Origin of the sequence: Paraburkholderia sp. JHI869, assembly GCF_038900775.1 — a bacterium.
Lineage (GTDB): Bacteria > Pseudomonadota > Gammaproteobacteria > Burkholderiales > Burkholderiaceae > Paraburkholderia.
On the sequence record NZ_JAYMSC010000047.1, the window covers coordinates 17492 to 34775 of the forward strand.

Here is a 17284-nt window from a genome sequence, read left to right on the forward strand (position 1 = left end):
CGTTTCGCTCATGTTGCGAAGGCCCCCGTTCAATGCACGCCCATCATGATCAGATGCTCGACGCCGGGACCGAGCGCAAGCGCGGGCACATAGGTGAGCGCGCCGACCAGCAGCACCGTGCCGAGCAGCAGCACGACGAAGAGCGGGCCGTGCGTGGGCAGCGTGCCGCCCGTCACTGCAATGCGCTTCTTGCTGGCGAGCGAACCCGCGATGGCCAGCACCGGAATGATCGTGCCGAAGCGGCCGAACCACATGGCGATGGCGAGCAGCCAGTTATAGAACGGCGTGCTCACGGTGAGGCCGGCGAACGCGCTGCCGTTGTTGTTGGCGGCCGAGCTGAACGCATACAGGACCTCGGAGAAGCCATGCGCGCCCGGATTGAATATCCCGGCCTTGCCCGCGTCGGAAAGCACCGCGATCGAGGTGCCGAGCAGCACGAGCAACGGCGTGAGCAGCACGACGATCGACACCATCTTCATCTCGAACGACTCGATCTTCTTGCCCACATATTCCGGCGTGCGGCCGATCATGAGACCCGCCACGAACACCGCGAGCAGTGCGAACACGAGCATGCCGTAGAGACCCGAACCGACACCGCCGAAGATCACCTCGCCGAGCTGGATGAAGAGCATCGGGACGAGGCCGCCGAGCGGCGTGAGCGAGTCGTGCGCCGCGTTCACGGCGCCGCACGAAGCCGCCGTGGTGGCGACGACGAAGATGCCCGTTTGCGCGATGCCAAAGCGCGTTTCCTTGCCTTCCATGTTGCCGCCGGCTTGCAGCGCGCTCGCGTGCTGGTCGACGTTGAGCGTCGTGAACATCGGATTGCCCGACTGCTCGGCGGAGAGCACGCAGCCCACCGCCACGACGAACGCAACCGTCATCACCGCGAGGACGGCCACGCCCTGCCTGCGGTCGCCCACCATATTGCCGAACACGAGACACAGCGACGCCGGAATGATCAGGATCGACAACATTTCGATGACGTTCGAGACCGGCGTCGGGTTCTCGTACGGATGCGCCGAGTTCGCATTGAAGAAGCCGCCGCCGTTGGTGCCGAGCATCTTGATTGCGACCTGCGAGGCGACCGGGCCCATGGCGAGCGTTTGCGACGTGACCTTCGTGTCGACCGTTTCAGGATTACCCTTCGCGTCCTTCACGGGGTTGCCCTGGGCGTCGAGCTTCGGCGCGGCGTAGGTCGTGGTTTGCAGCACGGGCACGTCCTGATACGCCTTGAAGTTCTGGATCATGCCCTGGCTCATCAGGAGCGCGGCGATGATCGCCGACATCGGCACGAGGATGTAGAGCGTCGTGCGCGTGAGGTCGACCCAGAAGTTGCCGATGGTTTGCACCGAGTGGCGTGCAAAGCCGCGGATCAGCGCGATCACAACGACGATGCCCGTCGCCGCCGAAAGGAAGTTCTGCACGGTGAGGCCGAGCATCTGCGTGAGATAGCTCACCGTTTGCTCGGGCGTGTAGTCCTGCCAGTTGGTGTTGGTGACGAAGCTCACGGCCGTGTTGAACGCGCCGTCCACCGTCATCGGGCCGAACTGCTGCGGGTTGCCAGGCAGCCAGCCCTGGATGCGCAGCAGCACATACAGAAAGCCCACGCCGAGCACGTTGAATGAAATGGTGGCGAGCGCATAGCGCTTCCAGTTCATCTCGGCCTGCGGATCGACGCCGGCGAAGCGATAGAGCAAGTTCTCGAGCGGTGCAAAGAGCCGCACGACGCGCGAGCGCCCGTCGAGCACGCGCGTGATGTAGCCCGAGACAGGCACCGCGAGCGCGAGCAGGATGACGAGGAAAATCCCCGTCTGGAGCAGATTGTTGGTGTTCATTCGATATCCTCCGCGCGCAAGAGCGCATGGACGAGATAAACGAACAGCAACAGCGTTGCCGCCCCCGATAGCCAGAAGATCCAGGTCATGGGCGCACCCCATTCGCACCTTGATCGCGGCGGTACTGCATCAACTTCTCGCAGCCCGCGATCAACGCGTATGTGAGCGCGGCGAAAACCACCAGCCCCCCGATGTACAGCACATCCATTGTCGTGTTCTCCATTCGCGGATGACGGATGGCTGAAAGTTACCCGCTAAGGCATTAAATCCGGATCAAAGGTTTTGGCGCGCGTATAAAAAACGTGTAAACGCGCTGACGCGCCATGCTGCGCAACGAAAGGAGCGGAAAAGAAAAAAGGCGCGCAACATGAGCGTTGCGCGCCTTGGTGTACGCCGTGGCGACGTAGGGTAAAGCTCGAATCAATACACCGGTGTCGATGGCACACCGCCTGCGGCGCGGCGGTTCATCAACTCATCCGCGCTGATTCGACCTAAGGCAGCAGAACCGTCGAACCCGTGGTCTTGCGCGATTCGAGGTCGGCGTGCGCCTGGCCAACGTCCTTGAGCGCATAGCGCTGATTGATCGACGTCTTGACCTTGCCCGAAGCCACCACGTCGAACAGTTCGGCCGCCATCGCTTCGTAGTCGGCGCGCTTCGCGATATAGCTGAAGAGCGTCGGGCGCGTGAAGAAAAGCGAACCGCGTCCCGCGAACTCCGACGAATCGATCGGCGGCAGCGGCCCCGAAGCATTGCCGAAGCTCACGAACATACCGAGCGGCGCGAGACAGTCGAGCGATTTCGTGTAGGTGTCCTTGCCGATCGAGTCGTACACCACGGGCACGCCCGCGCCATTCGTGATCTCGCGCACGCGCGCGGTGAAATCCTCGCGCGTGTAGACGATCGGATGATCGCAGCCGTGTGCCTTCGCAATCGCGGCTTTCTCGTCCGAGCCCACGGTGCCGATCACGGTCGCGCCCAGCGCCTTCGCCCACTGGCACACGAGCAGACCCACGCCGCCCGCCGCCGCCTGGATGAGGATGGTGTCGCCAGCCTTCACGCGATACGTGCGGCGCAGCAGGTATTGCGCCGTGAGGCCCTGCAGCATGAGCGAAGCTGCCGCTTCGTCGCTGATCGCGTCGGGCAGCTTGATCAACTGTTCGGCGCGCAGCACGCGCTCCTGCGCATACGCGCCCGGCGGCCGACCGACATACGCCACGCGGTCGCCCACCTTTAGCGCGCTTACGCCCTTGCCCACGGCCGTCACTTCGCCGGCTGCCTCCATGCCGAGCCCGGCGGGCAGCGGCTGCGGATAAAGCCCGGTGCGGAAGTACACGTCGATGTAATTGAGGCCGCACGCGCTCTGGCGCAAACGCACCTCGCCCTCGCCCGGCTCGCTCACGTCGACGTCCACCCACTTCATCACTTCGGGGCCGCCAGTCTTGTCGTAACGGATTGCCTTGGTCATCACGTCTCCTTGGTGTTGTGCTGAATTCGGGCTACGAGGCGCGCACCGCCCGCGCGCTTCAGACCGCGTCCTTCTGGCGCAGCGTGAGCACGTCGAGGAGCATGCGCGCCGTCGAGATGTTCGTCGCGCACGGCACATCGTGCACGTCGCACGCGCGCACGAGCGCGTTGATGTCGGGTTCGTGCGGCTGCGGGGTCATCGGGTCGCGCAGGAAGATCACAATGTCGATGTTGCCTTCTGCAAGTCGCGCGCCGATCTGCAGGTCGCCGCCGTGCGGGCCCGACAGCATGCGCTCGACGTTCAGGCCCGTCGCCGCCTCGATGCGCGAGCCGGTCGTGCCGGTCGCGATGATCTCGCAGTGACGCAGCGTCTCGACGTACTCGCTCGCCAGTTTGACGATGTCTTCCTTCTTGTGGTCGTGCGCGATCAGTGCGACCTGGGTTGGCATGGCGTAAGTCTCCTTGATGTGTGGTTTGCGTGCGTGGTTGTCGCGGTGCGGCGCCCGGGGCGCCGCGGCTGACTGTTACTCAATAAGTGCCCGGATAAGCCCCGCCGTCGATCAGCCAGTTCTGCCCGGTGATATAGCCGGCGTGCACGCTGCACAGGAACGCGCAGGCGCGGCCGAATTCCTCGGACGTACCGAAACGTCCGGCCGGAATCGCCTTCACGCGGCGTGCGCGCGCTTCCTCTTCCGAAATGCTGCTCGCCTTCGCCTGCGCGACGATGGTGGCCTGGATGCGGTCGGTATCGAACGCGCCCGGCAGCAGGCTGTTGATCGTGACGCCCGTCGAGGCGACCTGGCGCGCCACGCCCGCGACGAAGCCCGTGAGGCCCGAGCGAGCGCCGTTCGAGAGGCCGAGCACGTCGATCGGCGCCTTCACCGAAGAACTCGTGATGTTGACGATGCGCCCGAAGCCGCGCGCGATCATGTCGTCGATGGTGGACTGGATCAGCGCGATCGGCGTGAGCATGTTCGCTTCGAGGGCCGCGATCCACGCCTCGTGCGTGTACTTGCGGAAATCGCCCGGCGGCGGCCCGCCCGCATTGTTCACGAGGATGTCCGGCGAGGGACACGCGGCGAGCGCGGCGGCACGGCCCGCTTCGGTCGTGATGTCGCAGGCCACGGCCTTGACGTCCACGCCCGTCGTCTTGCGGATATGCGCGGCGGTTTCCTCCAGCGTCTGCGCGGTGCGCGCGACGATCGTCACGTTGACGCCTTCGGCGGCGAGCGCCTCGGCGCAGCCGCGCCCGAGTCCCTTGCTGGCCGCGCACACCAGCGCGGTGCGTCCTGCGATGCCCATGTCCATCGTTTTCGTGTCCTTTTTGCGTGGATGACCGTCCTGTGACAGGGCGGACGCGGCCAAGCCTTGCGCCGCGCCGCCCTGCGACCTTTTTGGGATTCTAGAAGAATCGGACGAAGCGCGTGGAAGGCCAGTGGCGACGAGGCCAGGCAGCGGTCCGCGAAGTGGCGCCACAAGGCGCCGGCGCGCACCGCCACGCGCCATGCGCGCGCCGGTGCGCGCGTGCTTACCGTATACTTGCGGCTGTAGCGCGGCCCGGCGCCTTCGCAAGCCATGAGCGCTTGCCGCGCGCGGCGGGCCGTGCTCGCCGCAACCGCACAATCCGGGCACGCCGCTTCGGACTCGCGCGGCAGCGGCACGACCGATTTCCCGATTCCCTTGCAGCCTTGTGCGCCCCGCCATGAAACAGGACAGCCGTTTCCCGAATCTCTTCATCCTCGATCACCCGCTGATCCAGCACAAGCTCACGCATATGCGCGACAAGGACACGTCCACGCGCACGTTCCGCGAACTGCTGCGCGAGATCACGCTGCTGATGGGCTATGAAATCACGCGCGACCTGCCGGTCGCATCGCGCCGCGTGCAAACGCCGCTCGTCGAAGTCGACGCGCCCGTGATCGCGGGCAAGAAACTCGCCATCGTGCCGGTGCTGCGCGCCGGCGTGGGCATGTCCGACGGCCTGCTGGAGCTGGTGCCCTCGGCGCGCGTGGGCCATATCGGCGTGTACCGCGCCGACGACCATCGGCCGGTCGAATATCTCGTGCGCCTGCCCGACCTCGAGGACCGCACCTTCATCCTGTGCGATCCGATGGTCGCGACGGGCTATTCGGCGGCGCACGCCATCGACGTGCTCAAGCGCCGCGGCGTGCCCGGCGAGCGCATCCTGTTCCTCGCGCTGGTGGCTGCGCCCGAAGGCGTGGACGTGTTCCAGAAGGCGCACCCGGACGTGAAGCTCTACGTGGCTTCGCTCGACTCGCACCTGAACGAGCACGCCTACATCATTCCGGGTCTCGGCGACGCCGGCGACCGGCTCTTCGGCACGAAGAACTAAATCCCGCGCCATCTGCGGCGGATGAGCGGCCGGGAGCACCGGCCGCCTGCCCCACCTTCCCGGCCGTCCCCGGCGCACACGCGATCCCGCCCCCTCTCCAGCCGGTGCAAGCAGCAATTCCCGGCGTTTCGTCGCGTAGGCAGGCGAAGCCGGACGGTCCCGCCGTGATAAAATTCAGATCCACCTGACCGGGCGCTGCGTCCCGTCCTGCCGGCACATGGTGCCGCACAGGCATTACGCGCGAGGTCGCGCAAGTGACGCGCGCCGCGCGAACGACGCACGAAGGCCGCCCGGGAACATCGCACGACAACAGCACATTGCACACTGCACGCGCATGGCGCGTGAGACGGAGAAAGGTATGGCGGGTCATTCGAAATGGGCCAACATCAAGCACAAGAAGGCTGCTGCTGACGCGAAGCGCGGCAAGGTCTGGACGCGGCTCATCAAGGAAATCCAGGTCGCGGCGCGCATGGGCGGCGGCGATGCCGATACGAACCCGCGCCTGCGTCTGGCTGTGGACAAGGCGTATGACGCCAACATGCCCAAGGACAACATCAACCGCGCCATCCAGCGCGGCGTGGGCGGCGTCGATGGCGCGAACTACGAGGAAATCCGCTACGAAGGCTACGGCATCGGCGGCGCGGCCGTCATCGTCGACACGATGACCGACAACCGCACCCGCACCGTCGCGGAAGTGCGCCACGCGTTCTCGAAGTTCGGCGGCAACATGGGCACGGACGGCTCGGTTGCGTTCATGTTCGATCACGTCGGCCAGTTCGTGTTCGCGCCGGGCACGCCCGAAGACGAACTCATGAACGCCGCGCTCGAAGCGGGTGCCGACGACGTCGTGACGAACGAGGACGGCTCGATCGAAGTGGTCTGCCCGCCGTTCGACTTCACGAAGGTGAAGACGGCGCTCGAAGCCGCAGGCTTCAAGGCGGAAATGGCCGAAGTCACCATGAAGCCGCAGAACGAGGTCGAATTCACGGGCGACGACGCCGTGAAAATGCAAAAGCTGCTCGACGCCCTCGAAAACCTGGACGACGTCCAGGACGTGTACACCAACGCGTCGATCGCCGACGAATAAGGCGTCGGCGCCGGGAGGCCGTGCTTTGGCCCCGCTTCCCGAATGCGATTTTCACGGCCGGCGCACTGTGCGCCGGCCGCAACTGTTTCTGGTCTTGGTCTTTCGGGGATTCTCATGAAGTTACTCGTCGTCGGTTCTGGCGGCCGCGAACATGCGCTGGCGTGGAAGCTCGCGCAGGCGCCGCGCGTGCAGCTCGTCTACGTCGCACCCGGTAACGGCGGCACCGCGCAGGACGAGCGGCTCGCCAACGTCGACATCACGGACATCCACGAGCTCGCCGATTTCGCCGAGCGCGAAGGCGTCGCCCTCACCGTGGTCGGCCCGGAAGCGCCGCTCGCCGCGGGCATCGTCAACGTGTTCCGCCAGCGCGGCCTGAAGGTGTTCGGCCCGTCGAAGGAAGCCGCGCAGCTCGAAAGCTCGAAGGACTTCGCCAAGGCGTTCATGAAGCGCCACAACATCCCGACCGCGGCGTACGAGACCTTCTCCGACGCCACGGCCGCGCACGCCTACGTCGAGAAGAACGGCGCGCCCATCGTCATCAAGGCCGACGGCCTCGCTGCCGGCAAGGGCGTGGTCGTGGCGATGTCGCTGGAAGAAGCGCATCAGGCCATCGACATGATGCTCGCCGACAACAAGCTCGGCGACGCCGGCGCGCGCGTGGTGATCGAAGAGTTCCTCGCGGGCGAGGAAGCGAGCTTCATCGTCATGGTGGACGGCAAGCACGTGCTCGCGCTTGCTTCGAGCCAGGACCACAAGCGCCTGCAGGACGGCGACCAGGGCCCGAACACGGGCGGCATGGGCGCCTACTCGCCCGCGCCCATCGTCACGCCGCAGTTGCACGCGCGCGTGATGCGCGAAATCATCCTGCCGACGGTGGCGGGCATGGAGAAGGAAGGCATCCGCTATACGGGCTTCCTCTACGCCGGTCTGATGATCGACGCGCAAGGCAACCCGAAGACGCTCGAATTCAACTGCCGCATGGGCGACCCGGAAACGCAGCCGATCATGGCGCGCCTGAAGGGCGACTTCTCGAAGGTCGTGGAGCACGCCATTGCCGGCACGCTGAACCAGGTCGAGCTCGAATGGGACCGCCGCACGGCGCTGGGCGTCGTGCTCGCCGCGCACAATTATCCGGAAACGCCGCGCAAGGGCGACCGCATCAGCGACATTCCCGCCGAGACCGCCGATTCGGTCACGTTCCACGCGGGTACGCAGATGATCGACGGCAAGCTCGTGACCTCGGGCGGCCGCGTGCTGTGCGTGGTTGGTCTGGCCGATTCGGTGCGCAGTGCGCAAAACGTGGCGTACGAAACCGTGAACCGCATCTCGTTCGACGGCATGCAGTATCGCAACGACATCGGCTATCGCGCCGCGGGGCGCAAGCAGTAAGTGCAGCGCTTACCTGGGGCCGCCAGTATTGATGCGACCCCAAAGGAAGCGGCCATGTGCAGCCGCCTGGCTGCACGCCGTAACCGCCGCGCAACGGCGCGACCACGGTTTTTTCGCCTGGCCGCGTACACGCGCCGCAAAGCGGTCCATCGCGAGCCAGCCCGCGCGGCCGCCATTGGCGCCGGGCGCCGCGCCAATCGGCGCTACACTGCCGCTGTCATGCCGCCGGGCGGCGTGCCCGAATAACCCGACGAATAACCCGATTCCAGCGCCAACGCGCTGGCGTCCCCATTTCATCGATGACCGAAACCCCTAACAGCGTCTCCCCCGACAGCGCCGCCGTTCGCACGTGGCTGGCCAGCCTGCAGACGCAGATCGCCGACACGCTAGGCGCCTTCGATGGCAAGCCGTTCGCCACCGACAACTGGCAGCGCGGGCCCGGCGAGAAGCTGCGCGGCGGCGGTTGCACGCGCATCATCGAAGGCGGCGAGTTCTTCGAGCGTGGGGGCATCGGCTTTTCCGACGTGTCCGGCGACGCCCTGCCGCCGTCGGCGACGGCCGCGCGCCCGGAACTCAACGGGCGCGGCTTCGAGGCGATGGGGGTGTCGCTCGTGCTGCACCCGCGCAATCCGTACTGCCCGACCGTGCACATGAACGTGCGCATGCTGCTCGCCACCAAGGCGGGCGAGGCACCGGTGTTCTGGTTCGGCGGCGGCATGGACCTCACGCCCTACTACGGCTTCGAGGAAGACGCGCAGCACTTTCACCGCGTGTGCCGCGACGCGCTCGCGCCCTATGGCGCGGACCTGTACCCGCGCTTCAAGCGCTGGTGCGACGACTACTTCTTCCTGAAGCACCGCAACGAAGCACGCGGTGTGGGCGGCATTTTCTTCGACGACTACGCCACGGGCGGCTTCGACGAAGCGTTCGCCATGCTGCGCAGCGTTGGCGACGGCTTCCTGAAGGCGTATCTGCCGATCATCGAAAAGCGGCGCGTCACGCCCTACGGCGAGGCCGAGCGCGAATTCCAGGCGTACCGGCGCGGGCGCTACGTCGAATTCAATCTGGTCTGGGACCGCGGCACGCATTTCGGCCTGCAAAGCGGTGGCCGCACGGAATCGATCCTCATGTCGATGCCGCCGGGCGCGACCTGGCGCTACGACTGGCAGCCGCAGCCCGGCACGCCGGAAGCGCGCCTTTACAGCGATTTCCTGCCCGTGCGCGACTGGGTCTGACGCCGTGAAGCAAGCTTTCACCGTCCCGCCCAACGCGCTCGAGCGGCGCGTCGGGCTGCTCGGCGGCACGTTCGATCCGATCCACGAGGGCCACCTCGCGCTCGCGCGCCATTTCGCGCGCGTGCTGGGCCTGAACGAGCTGATCCTGCTGCCCGCCGGGCAACCGTGGCAGAAACCGGGCGTGACCGCGGCGCAGCATCGGCTCGCGATGACGCGCGCCGCCGCCGGCTCGCTCGCGCTGCCGGGCGTGACGGTGACGGTGGACGCCGACGAAATCGAGCACAACGGACCGACCTACACGGTCGAAACGTTGCGCCGCTGGCGCGCGAGGAGCGAGAGCAATGCGCAAGCGGCGCTCACGCTGCTAATGGGCGCCGATCAACTGCTGCACCTCGATTCGTGGCACGAATGGCGCGAACTGTTCGCGCTCGCGCATCTGGGCGTGGCGAGCCGCCCCGGTTTCGACTTCACGGCGCTGCCGCCCGAGGTCGCGCGCGAAGTCACTTCGCGCCGCGCGAACGCCACGACGCTTGCGGCAACGCCGCACGGCCATTTGCTGGTCGACGAAACGCTCGCACTCGACGTTTCGGCGACCGAAATCCGGCGCGACCTGCCGGCCTGCGTGGCGAGCGGGCAACGTCGCGGCACAGCCGCCGACAAGCTTCCCGCAGCCGTGTGGGACTATATCCTTCAACATCATCTCTATCTGCATCACGGGTAACTATGGACATCCGCAAACTTCAACGCGCTATCGTCGACGGTCTCGAAGACGTCAAGGCACAAGACATCCGCGTCTTCAACACGAGCCATCTGACCGAGCTGTTCGACCGCGTGGTCGTCGCGAGCGGCACCTCGAACCGCCAGACCAAGGCGCTCGCCAACAGCGTGCGCGAGAAGGTCAAGGAAGCCGGCGGCGACATCGTCAGCACGGAAGGCGAGGACATCGGCGAATGGGTGCTCGTGGATTGCGGCGACGCGGTCGTCCACATCCTCCAGCCCGCGCTGCGCCAGTACTACAACCTCGAGGAAATCTGGGGCGACAAGCCGGTGCGCGTGAAGCTCGCCGCCACCACGGGCTTCGTGGGCGCGCGCCCGAGCGAGCCGATGGACGACGAGGACGAAGACGAGGAAATCGCACCGGCCGTGAAGAAGCCCGCGCGCAAGGCCGCGGCTCGCAAGACCGCGAAGTAAGCGCGGCGCGCTCACGAATCGCAGTCGCTTAGCACGATGAAACTGCATATCGTCGCCGTCGGCCACAAGATGCCGGACTGGATCGCCGAGGGCTTCGAGGAATATACGAAGCGCATGCCGCCGGAGCTGCGCATCGAGCTGCGCGAGGTGAAGCCCGAGCAGCGTTCGTCGGGCCGCTCCGCGGAAAGCGTGATGGCGGCCGAGCGCACGCGCATCGAAGCCGCGCTGCCGAAGAACGCGCGCATTGTCGCGCTCGACGAACGCGGCAAGGACTGGACCACGATGCAGCTCGCCAAGGCATTGCCGCTCTGGCAGCAGGAGGGCCGCGACGTCGCGTTCCTGATCGGCGGCGCGGACGGCCTCGACCCCGAGCTGAAGTCGCGCGCCGACACGCTCCTGCGCCTCTCGTCGCTCACGCTGCCGCATGCGATGGTGCGCGTGCTGCTGGCCGAGCAGCTTTACCGCGCCTGGACCATCACGCAGAATCACCCCTATCATCGCGTGTGATGCAGGTGTGAAGCGGCAGGTGCAAAGCGCGTGCGCCTGCGCTTTGCTGGCAAGCGCACACGTCAACCCGAAGTCCGTAACGACAAAGACGCTCCGATGCCCACCAACGCGACCTATCCGTTCGTCTATCTCGCCTCGCAAAGCCCGCGCCGCCAGGAGCTGCTGCAACAGCTCGGCGTGCGCTTCGAGCTGCTGCTGCCGCGCCCCGACGAAGACGCCGAAGCGCTCGAAACCGCGCTGCCCGGCGAGCAAGCCGCCGTCTACGTCGAGCGCGTGTGCGCCGCGAAGGCCGACGCCGCCCGCGCGCGCCTCGTCGCGGGCGCGCACAAGCATGCGCCGATTCTCACCGCCGACACCACGGTCTCCATCGACGGCCATATTCTCGGCAAGCCGCATGACGCCGCCGAAGCCTATGCGATGCTCGAACGCCTCGCGGGCCGCGAGCACGAGGTGCTCACGGCGGTAGCCGTGGTCAACGCCGAAGGGGTGTGTCTTCCCGTCGCGGTCTCGCGTTCGCACGTGCGCTTCGCGCCCGCGCTGCCCGCCGCAATCGCGCGTTACGTGGCGAGCGGCGAGCCGTTCGGCAAGGCCGGCGCATATGGCATTCAGGGCCGCGCGGCGGAATTCGTCGAGCGAATCGACGGGTCCTATTCGGGTATCATGGGTTTGCCACTATTCGAAACGGCCGCCCTCCTGCGCGCCGCGGGCATCGACTTCTAGAACAAATCATGAACGAAGAAATCCTGATCAACGTCACGCCCCAGGAGACGCGCGTCGCATTGGTCCAGCAAGGCGCAGTACAGGAGCTTCACGTCGAGCGCACGCTGTCGCGCGGGCGCGTCGGCAACGTCTATCTCGGCAAGGTCGTGCGTGTGCTGCCGGGCATGCAGTCCGCGTTCATCGACATCGGCCTCGAGCGCGCCGCGTTCCTTCATGTGGCCGATATCTGGCACCCGCGCATTGCCGGCGAAGCGCATGCGAGCGTGCATCATCAGCCCATTGAAAAGACCGTGTTCGAAGGGCAATCGCTCATGGTGCAGGTCGTGAAGGATCCGATCGGCACGAAGGGCGCGCGGCTTTCCACCCAGGTGAGCATTGCGGGGCGCACGCTGGTCTATTTGCCGCAGGAACCGCACATCGGCATCTCGCAGAAGATCGAGAGCGAGGCCGAGCGCGAAGCGGTGCGCGCGCGCCTCACGGCCGTGCTGCCCGCCGATGAAAAAGGCGGCTATATCGTGCGCACGATCGCCGAAGACGCGACGAGCGAAGAACTCGCGGCGGACGTCGCGTATCTGCGCAAAACGTGGGCGACGATACTCGCTCAGGCGCAGCGCGTGCCCGCCACGAGCCTGCTCTATCAAGACCTGAATCTCTCGCAGCGCGTGCTGCGCGACTTCGTGAACGACGAGACCTCGCGCATTCAGGTCGATTCGCGCGAAACGTTCCAGAAGCTCACCGAGTTCGCCGGCGAATTCACGCCCGCCGTGCTGCCGAAGCTGCATCATTACTCGGGCGAGCGGCCGCTCTTCGACCTCTACAACATCGAGGCCGAAATCCAGCGCGCGCTCTCGCGCCGCGTGGACCTCAAGTCGGGCGGCTACCTCGTGATCGACCAGACCGAGGCGATGACGACCATCGACGTGAACACGGGCGGCTATGTCGGCGCGCGCAACTTCGACGACACGATCTTCAAGACGAATCTCGAAGCGGCGCATACGATCGCGCGGCAATTGCGTCTGCGCAATCTGGGCGGCGTGATCATCATCGACTTCATCGACATGGAGAACGTCGAGCATCGCGACCAGGTGCTCGGCGAACTGAAGAAGGCGCTTTCGCGCGATCGCACGCGCGTGACCGTGAACGGCTTCTCGCAGCTTGGGCTCGTGGAGATGACGCGCAAGCGCACGCGCGAGTCGCTCGCGCACGTGCTGTGCGAGCCGTGCCCGACTTGCCTCGGCAAGGGGCAGGTGAAGACCGCGCGCACCGTTTGCTATGACGTGCTGCGTGAAATCTTGCGCGAGTCGCGGCAGTTCAATCCGCGCGAGTTTCGCGTGGTTGCTTCACAGCAGGTCGTCGACCTCTTTCTCGAGGAAGAGTCGCAGCATCTCGCGATGTTGATCGACTTCATCGGCAAGCCGGTTTCGTTGCAGGTGGAATCGAATTTGAGTCAGGAACAGTACGACATCGTGCTGATGTAGCGCGACGCCGTTGCAGGCATCACCGGAGCATCGCAGTTGAATCACCAGCGCGTCACCATTGAACAGATCGGCGAATTCGACGAGATCGTCGACGTTCGCACGCCGCTCGAATTCGCCGAGGACCACGTTCCCGGCGCGATCAACGCGCCCGTGCTCAGCAATGAGGAGCGCGTGATCGTCGGAACGATGTACAAGGAATCGCCCTTCGAGGCGACGCGCGTGGGCGCGGCCATGGTGGCGCGCAACATCGCCATGCATCTGGACACGCTGTTCGCCGATCGTCCGAGCAACTGGCGTCCGCTCATCTACTGCTGGCGCGGCGGCAAGCGCTCCGGCTCGATGACGGCGTGGTTCAACATGATCGGCTGGCGCGCGCGTCAGCTCGATGGTGGCTACAAGGCGTACCGGCATACGGTCGTTGAGGCGCTTGGTACGTTGCCCGAAGCGTTTCGCTATATCGTGCTGGCCGGGCCGACCGGCAGCGGCAAGACGCGCCTCCTGAAGGCGCTCGGCAGCGCTGGCGCGCAGATGCTCGACCTCGAGGGTCTCGCCGCGCATCGAGGCTCGCTGCTGGGCGCGCTGCCCACGCGAGCGCAGCCGTCGCAGAAGTCGTTCGATACCGCGCTAGTACAAACGCTGAGCGCCTTCGACGCCGCACGCCCCGTGTTCGTCGAGGCGGAGAGCCGGCGCATCGGCGTCATTACGCTGCCGCCCGCGCTCGTGGAACGTCTGCACGCCGCGCCTTGCGTCGTACTCGATGTGGCGCGCGAGGAACGGATCGACTTGCTGCTCGAGGAGTACGGACATTTGTTCAGCGAGCGCGAGTATTTCCGCGAGCAACTGAACAAGCTCACGCCGCTGCACGGGCGCGAGCGTATCGAATCGTGGTGCAAGCTGCTCGACGAGGATCGAAGGGCGGAGCTTTACTCGATGCTCGTCGAGCAGCACTACGATCCCGCCTACACGCGCAGCACGCGGCGCAACTTCGCGAAGCTTGAAAAGTCGCTGCACTTCGCGTTCCAGCCGATGAAGAGCGACACGCTCGTGCAAGCCCGCACGCTGCTCGCGCAGCTCGAGGAAACGTCGTACGCCGCAGAACCGGCGGGCAACGAAGCCGAAGCGCCTCGCGCTGTCTGACGTATCCCCTTCCCTTCGCGCACTTCAAAAAAAAACACGCACGCCGCGATGGCTTAGCGCGAGTACATCGCGTTCCAGTCTTCAGGCGAAACCGTGGCGCGGCCGCCCGATTGCGAGGCGTTCGCCACGCCGCCGTAGCCGCTGTTTGCGCCATTCAATGCGGCGACCTTCGCCTGAGCGGCCTGGATCGCTTCGGGATAATGGGCGTTGTCGCCATCGCCAACGCGGTAGCCCACTTGCTGAAGCTGCACGAGTTCGGCGCGCACCTGGGCGCGGGTGATGGTCGAGTGCGACTGCGCGAACGACGCGGTGGGAAGAGCGGCAGCGGCAAGAGCGGCGGCGACGGCAACGGCCTGGATCAGGGACTTCATGGTTACGACCTCCAATTGGTTTCGGCGGTCGACGTGCGACGGTATGTGCATGCGACCGATGTACGCATCGTATGCTCATGGCTTCCAAGGGTTAACCCCTAGAAACCTAAGGCACTGTTCCAATTCGAGGCAAAGTCTGCGCGATCGGTCGCCGCAGGGCGCGGCCGGCGTTAGCGCGATGACTGGCGCGGCGTGGCGCTTTGCGTCACCGAAGCCGTGTGCTGAAGCTGTGCGGGCAGATCGGGCTCCCACGCTTCGAGATCTTCAGTCGGGTAAAGGCCGAACGCGTACATCACCCGCTTGAGACGGCTCATGAAGTTGGGCCGCGGCACGTTGGGAAGCGTGCCCGGCGCGGCGTCGGCCGTGCGGGCCATGTAGTTGTACTTGAAATCGCGCTGCGTCACGCCCCACTTCATGAGGAATTCGCGGCCGCCGCGATTGCGGCGGATGCGTCCCGTCGTACGGGTGCCGAAATGGTAGATCCGGCTCGCGCCAACCGAGCGGAACGTGCGGCAGCCGACCAGCCAGAGCTTCATCAGGAAGTCGTCGTCGCTGCTCATGCCCGGCCCGAACTCGATGCTGTAGCCGCCCACGCGCAGCCAGAGCTCGCGGCTCACGAGCGTCGGCTGCAGCGCGATGCCGTTGCGGTCGGCCGTATTCATCTTCGCGGCGAATTCGAGCAGCCCCGCCTCGTTGAAGTCCGCTGGACCGGTGCCGAAGTGCGCGACCGTCACGAGGCCGTTGCCGGTGTCGGTCGGCTCGATGATCTGCGAGGCGAGATACGCAGGCGCGCCGCCGATTTTGCGCAATGCGTCGACGAAGGCCGAATCCCAACCGGGCGTGCAGAACATGTCGTCGTTCATGAACAGGATCCACTCGGTCGAGGCGAGGCGCGCCACGTCGTTCACGGCGAGGCACACGCCTACGTTCCCCTTGCTCCACGTATGGCGGATGCCCTGTTCGCGGACCCAGTCGAGCGTACCGTCGCTGCCGTCGTTGACGTGCACAAGAATTTCGTGCTCGAACGCAGAGTGTCGCCGGATGCTGTCGACGCACATCTTGAGGTACGGCAGGTTATTCCAGGTCGGGATCAGGATACTGAACATGAAGGTTTGCCCTAGAAAGGGTCAGATTTGATAGGTCGAGAACCGCAATATTGTACGCATACATTCCCCCACCCGAACTTGCCGCAGAAGTTCGCATCGCGGAGTGCCCGCCGATATCACCGACCCCAATTCTTCGCGCGGCGCACGGGCCAGCTTTCATGTGATAATAAGAGGTTATTTTGAATCATAGCCAGACCCGTGTTTCAGCAGACCAACTCAAACACTTCGTGGGTTTCGCCAGCAAAGTGGCTCGAGCGCGCCGTTTCCCGGTCCTGCATGATCCCCTATCCGGGCGTGCCTTACGAGCCGGAGGCGTTTCTTCGCAGCACCAGCCGCCTCAAGATCGCGAAGAAATACCTGCACAAGCAGCTTCTTCTGAAGGCGCATGGTCAGTTGCGCCTCGAACAGGCGCATCTGGACCCTTCGCAGCGAATCCTGTGGGTCTATGCCAAACGCAACTTCGGCGACGCGACGATGGACATGGCCGGGCGCGCGCTGCTCAAGGGTCTGGGCATGCGCATCGATTTGCTCGCCCTGCCGTCGCTCGTCCCGCTTTTCAACGAAGACGACGTGTTCGGCAAGGTCTACGGTGACCCGCGCGAGGTCGACGCGAGCCGCTACGACGCGATCCTGCTCTCCGAGTACAACCTGCCCTCGATTCGCATCAAGACGGAGCACTTCGCGAAGCTGCCCTACGCGGGCCTCTTCCGTCACTTCAACGGCCCCGACCGCAATCAGACCTGCTTCAGCTTTGCGAGCGTCAACGACGTGTTCTCGCTCGGCCACGACGCCGACACGCTCGCCGCGATCAGCAAGCCTTATCTCGCCAGCAAGCCGGCCACGCGCGACTCGGTGCGCGGCCTCTTGCCCGCGCGTCCGTTCATCGCGATCGCGGCGGGCGGCGTGGACCCAGAACGGACCTACAACCACTGGTCCGAAGTCATCGAATTGCTGAGCAAGTACGACAGCGCAAGCGCCGCGAAGGAAGTCGTCGTGCTCGGCTCGGACAATGGCACGCAAATCGCGGATCGGTTGTGCGCGAGCGCGCCCGCCAACGTGCGCATCCGCTCGCTGACCGGCAAGCTCGCGTTCCTTCAGGCGCGCGAGATCGTTGCGCACGCCGAACTGTTCGTCGGCGCGGACGGCGGCCTGATGCACGTCGCCCATACCACCGGCACGCCCAGCGTCTCGCTCTTCAGGCGCGAGGAGCCGCCCTACCTGCGCTTGACCAAAGCCTGCCGATCCATCGGCCTGCGGGGCAGCGGCACCGTGGACACCATCGCCCCCGCGCAGGTCGTTGGCGCGGTGCTGCGCCAACTCGCGGCGCATGCCCCCGCGGCCGCGCCTGCGGCCGCCTGATCGCCCCTAACGCAGCTGCCTGAGCCCACGCCACGCGCGGGCCTGGCTTCA

At 65.7% G+C, this 17284-nt stretch carries 19 protein-coding genes; 11 read left to right on the forward strand and 8 right to left on the reverse strand.

Features of this window, described 5'->3' with window-relative positions; all coding sequences use genetic code 11:
- Positions 1-29 precede the first annotated feature (29 nt).
- From kdpA to VSR72_RS40610, 6 genes are all read right to left on the reverse strand, one after another.
- Positions 30-1835: a potassium-transporting ATPase subunit KdpA gene (kdpA, locus tag VSR72_RS40585; RefSeq protein ID WP_342957816.1), complete on the reverse strand. Its 1806-nt coding sequence runs from the start codon at positions 1833-1835 to the stop codon at positions 30-32.
- The gene (kdpF, locus tag VSR72_RS40590; protein ID WP_027819619.1) at positions 1832-1924 is read right to left on the reverse strand and encodes a K(+)-transporting ATPase subunit F; all 93 of its coding nucleotides are present in this window, start codon (positions 1922-1924) and stop codon (positions 1832-1834) included. Before kdpF ends, kdpA begins: the two co-directional genes overlap by 4 nt.
- Positions 1921-2043 (reverse strand): potassium ABC transporter ATPase, encoded by a 123-nt coding sequence (locus tag VSR72_RS40595; protein ID WP_110386768.1) that lies wholly within the window; start codon positions 2041-2043, stop codon positions 1921-1923. Before VSR72_RS40595 ends, kdpF begins: the two co-directional genes overlap by 4 nt.
- A gap of 283 nt (positions 2044-2326) precedes the next feature.
- A complete protein-coding gene (locus VSR72_RS40600; protein WP_342957817.1) occupies positions 2327-3301 on the reverse strand; it encodes a quinone oxidoreductase in 975 nt (324 codons plus the stop codon).
- Positions 3302-3359: 58 nt separating this feature from the next.
- Complete coding sequence (locus tag VSR72_RS40605) at positions 3360-3749, reverse strand: methylglyoxal synthase (protein ID WP_342957818.1); 390 nt, start codon at positions 3747-3749, stop codon at positions 3360-3362.
- Positions 3750-3828: 79 nt separating this feature from the next.
- On the reverse strand, positions 3829-4608 hold the full coding sequence (locus VSR72_RS40610) for an SDR family oxidoreductase (protein ID WP_342957819.1): 780 nt from the start codon (positions 4606-4608) through the stop codon (positions 3829-3831).
- A gap of 394 nt (positions 4609-5002) precedes the next feature.
- Here VSR72_RS40610 and upp point away from each other — a divergent pair, with 394 nt between their 5' ends.
- The 10 genes from upp (at position 5003) to mnmH (ending at position 14397) form a co-directional block, all read left to right on the forward strand.
- Positions 5003-5653, forward strand: coding sequence for a uracil phosphoribosyltransferase (gene upp, locus VSR72_RS40615; protein WP_110856382.1), 651 nt, complete (start codon positions 5003-5005; stop codon positions 5651-5653).
- A gap of 358 nt (positions 5654-6011) precedes the next feature.
- Entirely contained in the window at positions 6012-6740 is a 729-nt protein-coding gene (locus VSR72_RS40620) for a YebC/PmpR family DNA-binding transcriptional regulator (protein WP_342957820.1), read from the forward strand.
- 114 nt (positions 6741-6854) lie between these two features.
- On the forward strand, positions 6855-8129 hold the full coding sequence (gene purD / locus VSR72_RS40625) for a phosphoribosylamine--glycine ligase (protein ID WP_342957821.1): 1275 nt from the start codon (positions 6855-6857) through the stop codon (positions 8127-8129).
- Positions 8130-8428: 299 nt separating this feature from the next.
- Entirely contained in the window at positions 8429-9364 is a 936-nt protein-coding gene (gene hemF, locus VSR72_RS40630) for an oxygen-dependent coproporphyrinogen oxidase (RefSeq protein WP_342957822.1), read from the forward strand.
- 4 nt (positions 9365-9368) lie between these two features.
- Positions 9369-10085 carry a nicotinate-nucleotide adenylyltransferase gene (locus tag VSR72_RS40635; RefSeq protein WP_342957823.1) on the forward strand — a complete coding sequence of 239 codons (717 nt, stop codon included), beginning with the start codon at positions 9369-9371 and terminating at the stop codon, positions 10083-10085.
- A 2-nt stretch (positions 10086-10087) separates the two neighbouring features.
- Positions 10088-10555 (forward strand): ribosome silencing factor, encoded by a 468-nt coding sequence (rsfS, locus tag VSR72_RS40640; protein ID WP_342957824.1) that lies wholly within the window; start codon positions 10088-10090, stop codon positions 10553-10555.
- Between the two features lie 36 nt (positions 10556-10591).
- Positions 10592-11062 carry a 23S rRNA (pseudouridine(1915)-N(3))-methyltransferase RlmH gene (rlmH, locus tag VSR72_RS40645; protein WP_342957825.1) on the forward strand — a complete coding sequence of 157 codons (471 nt, stop codon included), beginning with the start codon at positions 10592-10594 and terminating at the stop codon, positions 11060-11062.
- Between the two features lie 96 nt (positions 11063-11158).
- Positions 11159-11782 (forward strand): Maf family protein, encoded by a 624-nt coding sequence (locus VSR72_RS40650; protein ID WP_342957826.1) that lies wholly within the window; start codon positions 11159-11161, stop codon positions 11780-11782.
- An 8-nt stretch (positions 11783-11790) separates the two neighbouring features.
- A complete protein-coding gene (gene rng / locus VSR72_RS40655; RefSeq protein ID WP_342957827.1) occupies positions 11791-13260 on the forward strand; it encodes a ribonuclease G in 1470 nt (489 codons plus the stop codon).
- A 36-nt stretch (positions 13261-13296) separates the two neighbouring features.
- On the forward strand, positions 13297-14397 hold the full coding sequence (gene mnmH, locus VSR72_RS40660; protein ID WP_342957828.1) for a tRNA 2-selenouridine(34) synthase MnmH: 1101 nt from the start codon (positions 13297-13299) through the stop codon (positions 14395-14397).
- A 53-nt stretch (positions 14398-14450) separates the two neighbouring features.
- Here the strand turns inward: mnmH and VSR72_RS40665 are convergent, their stop codons facing one another.
- Both VSR72_RS40665 and VSR72_RS40670 read right to left on the reverse strand, forming a co-directional pair.
- The gene (locus VSR72_RS40665; protein WP_342957829.1) at positions 14451-14768 is read right to left on the reverse strand and encodes a DUF4148 domain-containing protein; all 318 of its coding nucleotides are present in this window, start codon (positions 14766-14768) and stop codon (positions 14451-14453) included.
- A 170-nt stretch (positions 14769-14938) separates the two neighbouring features.
- Complete coding sequence (locus VSR72_RS40670) at positions 14939-15874, reverse strand: glycosyltransferase (protein ID WP_342957830.1); 936 nt, start codon at positions 15872-15874, stop codon at positions 14939-14941.
- A gap of 276 nt (positions 15875-16150) precedes the next feature.
- Between VSR72_RS40670 and VSR72_RS40675 the strand changes: the two genes are divergently transcribed.
- The gene (locus VSR72_RS40675) at positions 16151-17233 is read left to right on the forward strand and encodes a glycosyltransferase family 9 protein (protein ID WP_342957831.1); all 1083 of its coding nucleotides are present in this window, start codon (positions 16151-16153) and stop codon (positions 17231-17233) included.
- Positions 17234-17284 lie beyond the last annotated feature (51 nt).